17 protein-coding genes and 1 tRNA gene are annotated in these 14,380 nt (G+C 64.3%); 9 read left to right on the forward strand and 9 right to left on the reverse strand.

The features are described 5' to 3' along the window. The first annotated feature begins 4 nt into the window (after positions 1–4). From ACTJKK_RS02390 to ACTJKK_RS02430, 9 genes are all read left to right on the forward strand, one after another. Entirely contained in the window at positions 5–586 is a 582-nt protein-coding gene (locus tag ACTJKK_RS02390) for a hypothetical protein (RefSeq protein ID WP_440746870.1), read from the forward strand. Between the two features lie 75 nt (positions 587–661). Next, a complete protein-coding gene (locus ACTJKK_RS02395; RefSeq protein WP_440746871.1) occupies positions 662–1,168 on the forward strand; it encodes a hypothetical protein in 507 nt (168 codons plus the stop codon). A 201-nt stretch (positions 1,169–1,369) separates the two neighbouring features. Continuing rightward, the gene (locus ACTJKK_RS02400; RefSeq protein WP_440746872.1) at positions 1,370–1,591 is read left to right on the forward strand and encodes a hypothetical protein; all 222 of its coding nucleotides are present in this window, start codon (positions 1,370–1,372) and stop codon (positions 1,589–1,591) included. A gap of 229 nt (positions 1,592–1,820) precedes the next feature. Continuing rightward, on the forward strand, positions 1,821–3,485 hold the full coding sequence (locus ACTJKK_RS02405; protein WP_440746873.1) for an AAA family ATPase: 1,665 nt from the start codon (positions 1,821–1,823) through the stop codon (positions 3,483–3,485). 145 nt (positions 3,486–3,630) lie between these two features. Continuing rightward, entirely contained in the window at positions 3,631–4,410 is a 780-nt protein-coding gene (locus tag ACTJKK_RS02410; RefSeq protein WP_440746874.1) for an HGGxSTG domain-containing protein, read from the forward strand. Positions 4,411–4,650: 240 nt separating this feature from the next. Continuing rightward, complete coding sequence (locus ACTJKK_RS02415; RefSeq protein WP_440746875.1) at positions 4,651–5,334, forward strand: recombinase family protein; 684 nt, start codon at positions 4,651–4,653, stop codon at positions 5,332–5,334. A gap of 15 nt (positions 5,335–5,349) precedes the next feature. After that, a complete protein-coding gene (locus ACTJKK_RS02420; RefSeq protein WP_440746876.1) occupies positions 5,350–5,613 on the forward strand; it encodes a hypothetical protein in 264 nt (87 codons plus the stop codon). Continuing rightward, positions 5,613–6,542 carry a hypothetical protein gene (locus tag ACTJKK_RS02425; protein WP_440746877.1) on the forward strand — a complete coding sequence of 310 codons (930 nt, stop codon included), beginning with the start codon at positions 5,613–5,615 and terminating at the stop codon, positions 6,540–6,542. Before ACTJKK_RS02420 ends, ACTJKK_RS02425 begins: the two co-directional genes overlap by 1 nt. Before the next feature lie 324 nt (positions 6,543–6,866). Then, the gene (locus ACTJKK_RS02430; protein WP_440746878.1) at positions 6,867–8,051 is read left to right on the forward strand and encodes a tyrosine-type recombinase/integrase; all 1,185 of its coding nucleotides are present in this window, start codon (positions 6,867–6,869) and stop codon (positions 8,049–8,051) included. On the opposite strand, the gene ACTJKK_RS02435 is transcribed toward ACTJKK_RS02430, so the two are convergent. The 9 genes from ACTJKK_RS02435 to ACTJKK_RS02475 form a co-directional block, all read right to left on the reverse strand. Further along, a complete protein-coding gene (locus ACTJKK_RS02435) occupies positions 8,048–8,326 on the reverse strand; it encodes a DUF3892 domain-containing protein (protein WP_440746879.1) in 279 nt (92 codons plus the stop codon). The genes ACTJKK_RS02430 and ACTJKK_RS02435 overlap by 4 nt on opposite strands. 117 nt (positions 8,327–8,443) lie before the next feature. Continuing rightward, a complete protein-coding gene (locus tag ACTJKK_RS02440; protein WP_440746880.1) occupies positions 8,444–9,127 on the reverse strand; it encodes a hypothetical protein in 684 nt (227 codons plus the stop codon). Positions 9,128–9,153: 26 nt separating this feature from the next. Then, the gene (locus tag ACTJKK_RS02445) at positions 9,154–10,035 is read right to left on the reverse strand and encodes an HAD family hydrolase (RefSeq protein WP_440746881.1); all 882 of its coding nucleotides are present in this window, start codon (positions 10,033–10,035) and stop codon (positions 9,154–9,156) included. A gap of 6 nt (positions 10,036–10,041) precedes the next feature. Further along, a complete protein-coding gene (locus ACTJKK_RS02450) occupies positions 10,042–10,719 on the reverse strand; it encodes an MT-A70 family methyltransferase (RefSeq protein WP_440746882.1) in 678 nt (225 codons plus the stop codon). A gap of 30 nt (positions 10,720–10,749) precedes the next feature. Further along, a complete protein-coding gene (locus ACTJKK_RS02455; protein WP_440747199.1) occupies positions 10,750–11,475 on the reverse strand; it encodes a BglII/BstYI family type II restriction endonuclease in 726 nt (241 codons plus the stop codon). A 116-nt stretch (positions 11,476–11,591) separates the two neighbouring features. Further along, a tRNA-Lys gene (locus ACTJKK_RS02460) sits at positions 11,592–11,667 on the reverse strand. Between the two features lie 123 nt (positions 11,668–11,790). Further along, on the reverse strand, positions 11,791–13,020 hold the full coding sequence (locus tag ACTJKK_RS02465; protein ID WP_440746883.1) for an MFS transporter: 1,230 nt from the start codon (positions 13,018–13,020) through the stop codon (positions 11,791–11,793). Then, on the reverse strand, positions 13,017–13,457 hold the full coding sequence (locus ACTJKK_RS02470; protein WP_247622678.1) for a MarR family winged helix-turn-helix transcriptional regulator: 441 nt from the start codon (positions 13,455–13,457) through the stop codon (positions 13,017–13,019). The genes ACTJKK_RS02465 and ACTJKK_RS02470 overlap by 4 nt, the downstream gene beginning before the upstream one ends. Positions 13,458–13,493: 36 nt before the next feature. Further along, the gene (locus ACTJKK_RS02475; RefSeq protein ID WP_440746884.1) at positions 13,494–14,282 is read right to left on the reverse strand and encodes an IclR family transcriptional regulator; all 789 of its coding nucleotides are present in this window, start codon (positions 14,280–14,282) and stop codon (positions 13,494–13,496) included. Positions 14,283–14,380 lie beyond the last annotated feature (98 nt).

Below are 14,380 nucleotides of genomic sequence, written 5' to 3' on the forward strand. Positions count from 1 at the left end.
CGACATGACGATCGCAACCCGAGTCACTGGCCCCGAGTCCACCGCGCCCGAGGTCGAGCCGACAAGCCAGCTTCGCGACAACGGCGGCACGCTGATCAATCCCATCGGCCCCGGCACCCTGGACGGCCCGCGCATCGCTGCCCGAGAGGCGCGCTATGGCAACAGCCAGGAAGAGATCGAGGCGGTGATGGCTATCGACCAGGCCGCATTCGATCGCGTCCGTCCGCTGGAGCAGTACATGATCGGTCGCGCTGAGAACTTCATCGACGACGTCATGGGCACCATGCACCCGGTCAGCCACGAGCGCCGACTCGGTCTGATCGACAAGACCGAGGACATCGTCACCAATCTGAACGACCTGGTGACCGAGCTGGAGCGCGGGGCACCGGCGAGCGACCTCGCAGACCGATTCGTGGCGCTCCAGAACCAGGCGTTGCACTTGGCCCTGCCGAAGCTGGTTCGCGCGATGGGTGAGGCGGAGAGCCACCTGCCGAAGATGATCGACCCCTACACCGAGGTACAGCGCCTCATCGCCAAGATGCCCTACAGCAGCTTCCGACCACTTGCCGCATCTCCGCGACGTTAGACGACAGATGGCTCCGCAACACCGAAGCATCGCGGAGCCATCAGCCCAATTGAGAACCCGAAGGAGAACCGGAAGATGAATGCTCTGTCCTCACCCGAAACTCTACCTGAGCAGGCCTTTGCGCCGCAGAAGTCCCCGCTCGACCACTACAACGACATGTTCTGGGAACTCCAGAACGAGCCAGAGCTCGGCGTGACGCCGCACACGCTCATGCTGGAGCTGCCTGCTGTTGCCATCGCCACACTGGAGGTTCGCCAAGACCTCTCTAAGCCGTGTGTACCGACCACACGAGGGCTGGTCACCGAGGCCGCGATGCGCGTCGGAATCTGGCACGCACGTGCCCGGGAGCTGTCGGCGTGGGAGACGGCCCTGAACTTCCAGTATCTGTACTTCCGGGGCACGGGTGATCGCGGAGGCAAGGTGCCGCGTCTCGGCCTCGACCTACTGCGCTGCGTTGACGAGCTGTCGTGCGACACGTTGGAGCTGTGGGTCACCATGCCCCGCGACTGCGACCCGTACCAGTTCGAGGACGTGCGCCTGCGCGACGCCATCGCACGAGTTGCATGCTCAACCAGGGTGTGAGTATGGTCGACACCCCAAGGACTGAGACCTCGATAGGAGACACACCAGACAAGTAATTGCCATTTGGCTTTGCAGATCCGATCAGCTGCATTGCGACAGGGAAGGAACCCGAAACCGTGATCATCCAGAACCGGATGGTCCAGTCGGATTTCTTCTCAAAGTCTCCGGCTGGACCTTCCAAATTCCCGAAGGTCCAGCACAATGAACTCTTCAGTTCCCAGTCCTGAATTCCCGCAACGCTTCAGTAATGTCGTCGCCGCCGCCTATCTCGGAATTACCGAACGCCAGCTCAAGCGCCTTCGCGAAAAGCGCCTGATCTCCTGCGCCTACATCGGCGGACGCTCACCGTCCTACACTCGTGAAGACCTCGATGCCTATGTGGCGTCTGTGACGGTCGAGGCGGTGGTCGACCGTGGCAACTGAGACCCCACCGCTACTCCAGAAGTGGCTCGACCGCCTCGATGGCGTCAAGCACACCGGCGGACTGACCTACAAGGCTCGCTGCCCTGCGCACGACGACGAGAATGCATCGCTGGTCGTCTCGTGGGGCGATAAGGGCAAGGTCATCGCTCACTGCCACACCGAGGTCTGCACCTACAACGACATCGTTGCGAGGCTCGGTCTCACGAAGAACGACCTCGAACCGGCACGCGTGCTGAAGGAGGTCTACGACTACGAGGACGAGGACGGCGTCCTGAAGTATCAGGTGACGCGCTGGGAGCCGAAGGACTTCCGCCAACGACGGCCGGACCCCGACCACAAGGGCAAGTGGTTGTACGACATGAAGGGCGTCGAGCTGTTGCCGTTCAACCTTCCTGCCGTCGCTGAGCTGGTCGAGCACGGCACGGAGGAAGACGACCTCTGGATCGTGGAAGGCGAGAAGGATGTCCTCGCCCTGGAGCAGGCCTATGGAGCCGTCGCCACATGCAATAGCGGCGGTGCTAACAAGTGGACAGACGCTCACTCCGAGTACATCGCGGGATTCAAGGGCAACTACATCATCGTCATCGACAACGACGACAGCCCGAAGAAGCCAGGCCAGAAGCATGCCCTGAGCGTCTACGAATCGCTGCTGCGCGTGGCAGGGATCGAGGCCGAGTTGGTCTATCCCGTCGAGGGTAAAGATGCGGCCGATGTGGTCGGAAAGCACGACCCCGACGATGGTTTCGTTCTGGTCACACCCGAAATGCTCCGAGCCGAGATCGATGATGCCGCGAAGGACGAGCCTGACGCCGCCGCCGAGCGTGACGAGCGGATCGAGGAAGTACTCGAGAACATGCGTATCCAGCGCGAAGCTCGGGCGCGTCTGGCTGCCGAGTTCGCCAAGGCGTCGTTCAGCGGGTTCACGTCGGTGTCGCTCCGTGAAGCTCTCGCCAAGCCGCGCGAGGTCAAGCCGGCCATCGTCCGCGGCTTGCAGATGCAGGGGCACAAGGCCACCCTGACGGCACAGTTCAAGGCGGGCAAGACGACCCTGGCGGGCAACCTCGTCCGCTCCCTGGCTGACAGTGAGCCGTTCCTGGAGCGGTTCGAGGTTGCAGACCTCCCCGGCAACATCGGCATCTTCGACTACGAGCTGACCGAGGACGACGCCTTCGACATGTACGCCGCGCTCGGATTGCGAAATACCGACCGCGTCTTCCTGGAGTCGCTACGCGGCGAAGGCTTCTCCCTCGCCAACGAGTTCCACCGGGAGCAGGCCGTGCGCTGGCTCACGGAGCGCGACATCGTCTACTGGGTCATCGACCCCTTCGGACGTGCGCTGCGTGGCTTCGGCTCGGAGAACGCCAACGACGACGTGCGGGTGTTCCTGGACACCATTGACGAGGTCGTCGAGCGCACCGGCGTCATCGGCACCCTCATGCCCGTGCACACCGGTCGGATGCAGCACGAAGTGGGCGCGGAGCATGGCCGTGGCGCCACGGTGGTGGACGACGACGCGGATGCCCGTTGGCTCCTGACTCGCGACAACAACGGTAGGCGCTTCTTCCGCGCTGAGGGGCGCAACGGCGTCGGTGTGGAAGAGGTCTCGCTGGAGTTCGAAGCCGCCACGTCGCGCCTCAGCACCGGCACAGTCACCCGCGCTCAGAGTAAGGGCGAACGGCTCCTCCCGAGCATCGAGGACTACCTGGTGCTCAACCCCGGCGCGGGCACGAACGACATCCGCAAGGAGGTCGATGGCGGCAACACCCAGATCGATGCCGCGATCAAGTTGGGCATCTCTAAGGGCACCGTCCGCGTCGAGCAGAACGGTCAGAAGCGGGCGCACTTCTACGTCCCTGCTCCCAAGCTCACCATCACGAAAGAAGCGTCGGAATGAGCACTACGCCCACCGCGCCTGACCGCGCCCACACCGCGCCTGGGCTTGGTTACCGATCGACCGCGCCCACGCCTCTTAAGGGCGGGCGCGGTATCGGTTCGGCCGAAACCACTGAGGAAGAGACAGAAGAGAAGGGTTCCAACTCATGACCGATCAGAAGAAGCGCCGTGGTGGTCCGCCTCCGAAGGGACTGGAGGACCGCAAGCACAGCGGCACCCTATGCACAGCAACTCGCCGGGACGGAACGCCCTGCACGAACTTCGCCTTGACCGCGAGTTCGGTCTGTCGCATGCACGGAGGGAGTGCGCCGCAGGTGCGCAGAGCCGCCCAGGTTCGCATCCTCATGGCGAGCGATCTGGCAGCCAGGAAGATGGTCGAGCTGATGTCCAATCCGAAGGTAGATGACCGAGTGAAGCTCGCCGCCGCCAAGGATCTGCTTGACCGAGCCAACCTTGCAGGAACGCAGAACATCGAGGTTGGTGTGACCAAGCGCACGTTTGAGGACTTCATCGGTGACGCGATCATCGACGTGGAAGAAGACGAAGACGGCTACGAGCCATTGCCGGCCATCCCCGATGAGGTGATCGAGGACGCGAATGTGGTGGACGATGAGCCGCCCCTGAACCGCCACGACCGGGCGATGCTCGCAGAAGTCGAGCGCGCGCACTCCCGGCGAGCTCGCCCGGACAACAACATCAACGGCCAGCGGGCGCGGGCAGAAGCTGATCTGATGGTCGACCAGCGTCACGCCGAGCACCTGGAGCGCCAAGCGGAGGTCGACCGGGAGCGTGAAGCTGTCCTGCTCGCGAAGATGAACGGCACCTGGAACCCATCGAGCCGGGGCGAGGCAATGCGAGAAGCCGCCAAACAGGGCAACCGAAAGCGACGAGCGCGTGTCCGTGATGACGGAATGGGCGAGTCGTGACCGAGCTACGACGGGGGAATGCCAGCGGGCGTGGCTCCTGTGGCCGCTCCCGGGAGATATCCCGCTCTGAGGGGTAGCGGTGCGGGATGGGCGGTCCGATCACACCTGTGGCCGTCTACGGTCTGCGCAGATCGCTCATCCCGAGGCCGTTTCTGGGGGCCGTTTGCGAAAGGGTCCCCTTTCAGGTTTAACTTCCTCTCAATCGAACGGATGTTCGAATGGATCGCCAAGGAGAAACGCATGACCACGATGATCGGCTACTTGCGGGTGAGCACCGAGGAGCAGGCAGCATCCGGCCTCGGCTTGGAGGCTCAGCGCGATGCCATTCAGACCTACGCCGACCGCCACGGCTGGAACGTCGAGTGGTACATGGACGAGGGCAAGTCCGCGAAGAACATGGACCGGCCCGAGCTGCAAGCAGCGCTCGCCCGTCTGCACCCGAAGAAGCGCGACGTGGCGGGTTTGGTCGTCGCCAAGCTCGACCGGCTCAGCCGCTCCGTACCCGACTTCGCTGGAGTACTGGAACTGGCCCGCGCTCGCCGTTGGTCCCTCGTCGCCATCGACCTTGGTGTCGATACCTCCACCCCGACCGGCGAACTCATCGCCAACGTCATGATGTCGGTCGCTCAATGGGAGCGCCGGGTCATTGGTGAGCGCACATCTGCCGCTATGCAGGCGGCTGCTCGTCAGGGGAAGCACATGGGCCGCGTTGCCGCTCCTCTGCCCGATGCCACTGCCACCCGGTTGGTAGAGCTGCGGCGCTCAGGCCTGTCTGTAGCGAAGGTCGCCGACGCGCTCAATGCAGAAGGCGTCACAACTGCACTCGGCAGTAAGTGGCACTCCTCCACGGTCACGACCGCGCTGAGGCGCGTTGAGGCCGCTCAGAACCTCACCAAGGAAGCATCTGCGGCACACGCCGCCTGACGAAGGAGTAACACAATGTCCAAGTTCAATCCCAGCTCCGTAGTAACCGTCGGCGCTTTGGAGGTCGGCGACACGATCTTCCTCCGTGAGCGTCGCGTACAGGCGGGTCTGCCGATCCCCACCCACCCGGTCATCGTCACCGAGCTAGTTCCGTTCGCTGACGGCCGCGTGCAGGTCGCCGTACGCAACACCAACGCGGCCTCCAGCGTTCCTGCACGGTTCATTGGCTATTTGCCCGCGTCTCGGGAGTTCCGTCGCGCCGTTGAGGAGCTGGTCTGATGTCTGACACCCTTCGTCTGGAGAGCAACGGTCGGAGCATCGACCTGTACTCCTGGCTGAACAACAAGGTCAAGGGGCACGAGGCGCTCGCTGGCATCGTCGGCTTCGGCCTGCCCGGAGTGACCAACCAGTGGTTCTCCGGAGCCGGGAGCACCTCGACCCATCGAGGCTCGCGCATCAGCCGTCGCGTTATCAACCTGCCCCTGAAGGTCTACGCCAGCAACCGCCAGGAGCTGAACGAGCTGCTCAGCGACCTGTCGATCATCCTCGACCCCTTCGTGCCCCGACCGGACGGCTACCGGGGCGCGGCCCGGCTGTTCTTCGGCATGCCCGACGACTTCGAATGGTACGTGGATGTCGTGCGCTCCGGAGGCGGCGACTGGTCGCGCAAGACCGACAGCGACGATCGCACCTACTTCAAGACGACCCTCCAGCTCGAAGCGGGCGACGCCTTCTGGACGCGCAACGAGCCGGAGCACTTCGACGTCAAGGTCGCAGACCCGGGACCACCCACCGCGCTGCTCCCACGCATCGCCCGGCTGAGAGTGCGCAACACGGACAGCACCGCGCAGGGCATTCGCGAAATGGTCAATAGCGGTGATGCAGCGGCCTATCCGACCTTCACCCTCCACGGTCCCGCTACATTCGTCGGGTTCTATGGGCCGCGCACCTTCGTGCCGCATTCGTCGACCGTCGAAGCGTTCTCCTGGGTGGGCGAGCTTGCCGCTGGCGAGACGCTCACCATCGACATGCGCGAGCACACTGTCGAGGATCAAGCAGGCAACAACCGCTACGAAGGAGTGGAGGTTGCGCCGCACTTCTTCGCGGTGTCACCAGGGCGCAGCACGATGGCAGTGTTCGTGGAAGGCGCTACGCCCGCCACGCTGCTCACCGCGCAGTGGCGCCCAAAGCGATGGGCAGTGGTGTGATCACAACTCACCGTGCATTTCCCGATCGCAAGACGCTCGGTACGCGGTTCAATCTGAAACCCGCAACGGAGTCCGTCGAGGCGCGACGCCTCCAACCCGGCGATGTCGTCGTGCTGGAGGCGGAGAGCCCTGCCGTCGTCTCGAAGGTGGTTCGCCTCGGAAACGCGAGCGTAAAGCTCTGGCTCCGCTACATCTGGCAAGCCGACTTCGACCCGCACTGGCCGGCAGGCACCTTTCCCGCTGCCACGCGCATCGATCGCGCTCGCCGTGGCGAGTACCCCAGGCCGATCCGCTAATCCGCAGTCCCACCAAGGAGAAGAACAGATGGCACATGTCAGGGAAGTGCCCCGCGCAGGCGGCGTCGCGCATGAAGTTCGTTGGAAGGTAAACGGCAAGTTCAAACAGCGCACCTTCACCGCCAAGCGCGAGGCCGAGCGCTTCGCGCTGCGCATCGAGAATGAGCTTGCAGACGGCAGCAGTACCGAAGCGCTCGTTAGGAACGCCAAGACCTTTGCCGAACTCGCCGTGGCAACGCAGGCTGCATCCGCGACGCGCACGAAGACGAAGACCCAACTCGGGGACGATTCGAACTATCGCATCCACATCCTGCCCGTATTCGGTGCACGACGCATCAATACCATCACGAGCATCGAGATTGAGGTGTGGCTGACCGACATGCGCACGAAGATGTCCAAGCGGACGAAGAAGCCGCTCTCGGCCTCGTCCATCCACGGGGCATACATCTCGCTCTCGAAGGTGTTCGCCTATGCCGTGAAGCACCGTCTCATCGCCACGAATCCGTGCGCGGTCGTGGACAAGCCGCGCGTGGCGAAGGAGGAACGTGGGTTCCTCGATTCGTCGCAGGTCAACGCGCTCGCCACCAAGCTCGACGCCTATGCGCCGTATGGGTTGATCGTTCGGTTTGCGGCGTACACCGGCTTGCGCGAGGGCGAACTTGCAGCGCTTCGCATCCGCGACGTGAACCTGCTGCACCGCCGCGTCGAGGTGCGCCGCACTGTGCACCGGGTCAAGGGCGGATGGGAGGTCGGCACGCCCAAGTCCGTGCGCAGCACCCGCGATGTTCCGCTGGGTCGCTCGCTCATCGGAGAGCTGTCCGAGTACCTTTCCCAGCACCCACGCCGGAACGAGCCAGAGGCGCCATTGTGGCCAGGGCGCGTGCCGGGCGGGAACGGCGACGTGCGGACGCTCGACTACGACCGCCAGTTCGACGTGGCGAGCCTTATCCGGTACTACTTCAAGCCTGCACTCGCCGACCTCGGCATCGCTGGCGCGCGCTGGCACGATCTCCGCCACTACTACGCGAGCGTGTGCGCGGCCGCAGGAATCGAGATCCGCAAGGTCAGCCGATGGATGGGGCACGCAAACATCAACACCACAGACTCGATCTACACGCATTTGTTCAACGGCACGCACGACGAAGACATGGACCGCCTCGACGCTGCGGCCAAGGCGGCTACGAACGTCGCTTCACTTCATGCGATTGGCTAGAACGTCGGCAAGTTGACGAGGTTGTTAGTCCACTTGCCGTCCGCGTAGGTGCGAAGGAACGGCTGCCCTTGCTGCGGCTTGACGACACCGACGCTCACGCGGCTTGACCCGCTGCCGACGTAGGCTTTTCCGTTGTCATCCACCCAAGCCACGAGCGTCGGCTTGGCGCTTTCACCCGTGTCGTTACTCTCGATGCCGCGCCACTTGTAACGGACGATCTCGTCTTCGGTCTTCTTAGTGCTCCCGAACCGCACGTGAGTGATCTCGATAGACATGTATCTCCCCAAACTCGTCGCGTCCTTCGCGACGTCTGTCGAGTGTTGCAGAAACGACCGACATTTGGGTCCTTGGCGCGTCCCTTGCGAACGGCGCGACCTGACTGCGAGTGCCGTTCACGGCGTTGGAGTGGGTGAGGGGCTTGGGGTCGGTGCTACTGTGCTGGTCGGAGTCGGGATCACGTTCGTGATGTTGATCTGCGGTGCTGGCTCAGGAACTGCCGCCTTCGCAGGCAAGAAGAAGAGGACTGCGGTCGCGATCACGAGAAGTGCACAAATCCCGCCGTAGAAGAGATTCAGCTTGTGCTTCGAGTGCAGCTTGGCTGGCGCGTTGCCCCATCTGATCGGCTTCCTCTGGCCGCCCGCCCGCTTGACCCAGGGCCAGCGCGGCCAGAGCGGATAGATGGGGCTCGCATCGCCGATCTTTTGCCCGAGCGCGGCCGCGACTCCGAAAGCTTGCATCGAATGCTCTTGAGCCATTCCCTCTTTCACGGCTCCAACTAGGAGCTTGTGGTACCAACCGGCGTCTGTGAACCAGAAAGCGATCCAGATCGCGAGCCCGAGCAGCGGTACAGCAAATGCAGGGCTTACCGGTCTACCCAAGAAGGCGAACGGGTCAGTGTTCGCATAGGCGAATCCTGTCGCACCAAACGTGAAGGTGAGAACGGTCAGAGCCAGGGCGCGGATACGCCACCCGATGTCGTTGAAATGCTGCTGAACGTCGACAGCTTTCTCCCACAGCGCAATGTGAGCTTGCAAACGCGCCTCAACCGAAGCGGTCGTCGGCTCGGGCACGGTCACGGGTGTTGGGGTCGCTTGTGAGTTACTCATGGGAGCGGTCGAAACTCAAAGATGTCGAGAAGCTGCGGCAGACCGTCATCCAAGATGAACGAGGGCGTCCGCTTGTCCTGCTCGGAGCGCTCCTGCGCGATCATCGTGTCTGGCCAGTGCGACACTCGCCGAAGTTGTTCGTACTCCTCCATGTGCTGCACGCGACCGTACTTGGCCCAAACGTCAAGGACGCCGACATCCTGGGCCATTGGGACGTCCTTGTCGAGTCCGTCTCCGACGTAAACGACACTTGACGGCTCCACGCCATATTCCGAGACGATCGTCTCGAGGACCACGGGATTGGGCTTCAGTACACCGGACGGCACATGGTGATGCTCGGTCTTTTGCAGCCCATAGGCGTCCGGACGATATCGGCGCATCTCTTCCGGGACCAAGCCTGCGGGTGCGTCGTGATCGGGCGAGGAGTAGAGCCGGGCGATCACGCCGTCCAGATGGAGATGGCGGATCCTCCAATGGGTCCAGTACTCGAGCGATTCCGTGTAAGCCACGATAGGAGTTCCGGTCGCCCCGATTGAGCGCAGTGTATCCAGGACGCCTGGATAGAGCTCGGTGTGCTCGAGACGCGCCTTGTTTTGCGCGTAGAGCGCGTCGTCAAAAGCTTCTCGGAGCGTGCGATCGCGAGCATACGGCCGCAGAACCTCCAGCTCATCAATGAGCCACGAGTACTCACTAGTGCCGCGGGCTTGGTGAATCGGGCGGATTGCTCGTTCGAGGTCGGGCTTAGGCAGCCCCGTCGCGCGAGACAGGCCGTCGAGAAGTGCGGCAAACGAGTGGTACCAAGCGCGAAACCAATCCCATAGCGTGTTGTCGAGGTCGACAACCAGAAGCTGGGCCGGGATGCGGTCAGACTGAGCCAAGACGAGTCAGCCGTTCACCAAGTCCGCGTACTCGGGCGCGCGTTGGATCGCGCCTCCCTCGTACCCGCGGTGTACCTTGCCGCGCACCTCTTCCACATCGGACTCGTTTCCCCACGCTTCCCAGCCGGGTCGCTTGTGCCGTGCAAACATCTCGAGGTACGGACCGGGCGAGCACGACTCTATGAACTCGTACTGCTCGTCTGGCTTGCGGGAGTGCTCACGCTTGCGGGTCTCGATCATGTTTACCTGACTCCGAGCTGGCGCCAGGGTTCGCATCGAACCTCTCACGCCGAACAGAATGAGCTCGGTGACGTTGCGGAAATAGAAGCCGACGCCGCGCCCGTCCGGACCGCCGTCGATGCGGCGCTTAGCCCAGACGATGTTGCTGACGTAGCGGAAGCCCCACGCCTCCATGACGGCCATCCCGTCGGGGAGGAGCGCGTTCGGCACCCAAAGGTAGAGGTGCGCGTTCTTGGCCAGGGTGTTCTCGACCGGCAGCGCTTTGATGTCCTCCAAGGTCATCGTGTCGTAACGGTCGAGTCGACGGTGCTCGGGCGCAACTTTGCCTGTGCGGTTCGCAAACCGCCACGGCGGATCGGCGAGCACTGTCTTGAACCCGCCTTCGACTTCCGGCAACGGAACGAACGGTGTTGGATCGACGTCAGCACGGAGAGGAGAAGCCATGTCGAGAATCTTACTTCGGCCCAACGACGTCTAGCTTCCGGTGAACGGCGAGCCGTCCCAAGTATTGTGCGATACGCCGACGAGCAGTACCGGGCACGTTCCGGACCCGCCCCTGAGCAGTCGATCCTCCGCGTTCGCCAGGGTCGTGGTCGTGCTCGTCTTGAGGTCGATCGGCAGGTTCGGACTCCGGTGTTCGGACGGCAGGGTCTGCTGGTAGTCGCTCCACAGTTGCTCAGCCAGACCACGAAGATTCGCTCGGTCCTTCGTGATGATGACCGCACCGTCAATCAGAGCGTTCTCATGCCACGAGCGGTACGCCGAAAGGTCGCGGTCGAGGTTGCCATCCTTCGCGTTCCACTCAATGTCAACGATCATCCGCCCCTTGAAGTTGTCGACCCGGTATCCCCTGGCTTTCAACGCCGGGACCTCTTCGATGTTGCGTCCCTCGGTACGCACGCCCTGGGCGTGGAAATCGGTATGGAGGTAGCCCTTGATCTCGAAGTCGATACGAGTCTCTTCCCAGCCGAGCGCCCGGAATCGCCTGTCCAGTGCGGCGGTCAGGTCGCCCTTGTTACCGCCCGCGCGCAACCACTCGTTGGGGTGCAGCTCGAAGTCATCAAGCACCGAAAGGAACTCCGCAAACTCGACCGGAGCTACGGCGTTCAGGATGGCGGCGGCGTTCCCACTCTCTGCCCACTCGTATCGAGAACGAATGGCCGGTGGTACGACCGTCGGATTGTCGTAGCTGTAGGTCATGTACACCTGAGCACCATATCGAACCGGAGGGGTTTCGAAGGGGATCGCTGAAACCGCGCCTTGGAACAGCAAAAGCCCGGTGTCTCGTTTTGTTGCGAGATACCGGGCTTCTTGGGTGGTGCACCCCCTGGGACTTGAACCCAGAACCCACTGATTAAGAGTCAGTTGCTCTGCCGATTGAGCTAGAGGTGCGTGGCCCGGGATGACCCCGACCGAGGAATTACATTACCAGGGGATCGACGCGGTGCGAAATCGAGCCCGCACCCCCGGGAGTGTCGCAGCGATCGAGGTGGCGCGACGCTCCCGGGCGGATGATCAGGCGGCGTCTCCGACGAGGATCGCCTGGGCGTCTTCGGCGGCGGGAACCGCACCGTGCGAGTCGATGTGGGCGAGAGCACGCCGTCCCAGGAAGACCGTGAGAGCGGCGATCAGGACGGATGCCGCGGCGAACAGGTACGGGACCGTCACGTTGAACGAGTGCCACAGCAGTGCGGCGAGGGGAGGGGCCATCGCCCCGCCGAGGAAGCGCACCGCCGAGTAGGACGACGAGGCGACCGAACGGGGAAGGTCGGTGGCCTCCATGACCGCCTCGGTGAGCACGGTGTTCATGATGCCGAGCAGGAGGCCGCCGATGATGATGCACACGACGAGGGCCGCAGGGTTGTCGGCGAGGAAGCCGGCCGCGACGAGATCGACCGCCAGCAGGGGCAGCACGGTCACGATGATGCGCGTCCGCGGCATCCGGCGCATGAGGAGCGGAGCGACCCAGACGCTCGTGATCGCGAGCGCGACGCCCCAGCCGAAGAACGTGAAGCCGATGCCGAGTGCGCCGAAGCCGAGGGGGAAGGGCGAGAAGGCGAGGAGCACGAAGAAGCCGATGTTGTAGAACAGCGCGGCGACGGCGAGGATCGCGAGCGCCGGGCGGCGGAGCGCGGTGAAGGGGGCGGAGAACGGCACCGGAGTGCGCTTCTCGGCGGGGCCGCGCAGCAGCACGAGGACCGCGACGAACGCGATCGCCATGAGGGCGACGACGCCGAAGAAGGGTCCGCGCCAGCTCATCTCGCCGAGAAGCCCGCCCAGGAGGGGGCCGATCGCGATGCCGAGACCCAGTGCCGCCTCGTAGAGGATGATCGCGGCGCTGCTGCCGCCGGACGCCGCGCCGACGATCGTGGCGAGAGCGGTGGAGATGAAGAGCGCGTTACCGAGGCCCCACCCGGCGCGGAAGCCGATGACGGCGTCGACGCTCCCGCTGAGGGCGCAGAGCAGGGCGAACGCGACGATGAGCGCGAGTCCGATGAGGAGAGTCGCCTTCGCGCCGATCCGGCTCGAGATCCAGCTCGTGACGAGCATCGCGAGGCCCGTGACGAGCAGATAGCTCGTGAAGAGGAGTTCGGTCTCGACGGGCGAGGCCTGCAGGGACTCCGCGATCGCCGGGAGGATGGGGTCGACCAGTCCGATACCCATGAACGCGACGACGCAGGCGAAGGCGACGGCCCACACCTGCGCGGGTTGCTTCCAGACGGAGGGGGTGGCGGTCGTGTTCACTGCGAGGAGTCCTTTCGGTCGGTGGGGTCGGTGTGCGCGGCGAGGATCTCGGCCGCACGGGTCAGGGTCGCCCAGTCGGCGTCGTCGAGTGCGTGGAACCGCGGCGCGAGCGTGTCGCGGAACTCATCGCGCCAGGCGGCGAGAGCACGGGCTCCGGCGTCCGTCGCCTCGACGACCACCGCGCGGGAGTCTGCGGGGTCGGGGGAGCGGCGCACCAGTCCGTCGCGCTCGAGCGCGCCGATCAGGCGGGTCATTCCCGGTTGCGTGGTGCGAGCGGCTGCGGCGAGTTCGCCGACTCTCGAGGCGCCCTGTCGGCCGAGCAGGCTGAGCACCCGCCACTGGGCGGCGGGTGCCTCGTTGCCGGCATCCTGCGCGGCGATGCGGCCGAGCGCATACGCCGAGAGCACGATGGAGGGGATCACTTCCGCACGTTGCATACCAATGAGTATATACCCGATGGTATGTAATGGGTGTCAGTGGCGAGCGCCCGCGATCCTCGCCGAGAGTTCGTGGGCGTGAGCGAGCAGCGTGCGGCCGAGGTGCGCGAGGCGATCAGGGCCGAAGCGGAACTCCACGCCCGTCAGGCTCAGAGCCCACTCCGGACGGCCGTGGCGATCGAACACGGCCGCGCCGATGCCCCAGCTGCCCTCCACGATGAGGCCGGGATTGACCGCGAAGCCGCGTTCCTTCGTCTCGGCGAGGCGCGCACGCAGCGGCTTCTGCGCATGTGGGCGGCCCCACGTCGACGCGAGCTCCGGATGTCGACCGAGATACGCATCCACATCGTGGTCGGGAAGGAACGCCAGGATCGCGAGGCCCGCGCTCGCCACGCCGAGGGGGAATCGCACGCCCTCGCTGAGCACGAACGAGCGGATCGGGAAGGCGCCTTCCTCACGGAGGAGGCATACGGTCTCATCAGCTCGTCGTACCGAGAAGAAGGCGCTCTCCTCGGTCTTGACGGCGAGCGACCGCACGATGTCGCGCGCGAGAGCGGTGACGTCGTAGCGCGCGGCTGCGGCGTTGCCCATGAGGTACAGCTCGGGCCCGGGCATCCAGCGGGCGGTCGTGTCGTCCCGATCGACGAGTCCCTCGGCGCGGAGCGCGCTGAGCAAGCGATGCGTCGTCGACCTGGACAGGTCGGCGGCGTGGGCGAGCTCCTGGAGCGCCATCCCATCGGGGCGCCCGCCCGAGACGAGGCGGAGGAGTCCGGCCGCCCGTGCGATGGCCTGCGCTCCCGGTACGCTCGTCGACGCTCGTTCCATAATGTGGACGCTACTCGGCGAAACGTCCACATCGCAAGCATCCGCTGTCGCTCCCACCGTGCGACCGTCAAGCTGGACCCAACGCCCGTTCGAAGGAG

Source organism: Microbacterium sp. 22179 (assembly GCF_052045715.1).
In the GTDB taxonomy this organism is placed as follows: Bacteria; Actinomycetota; Actinomycetes; order Actinomycetales; family Microbacteriaceae; genus Microbacterium; species Microbacterium galbinum.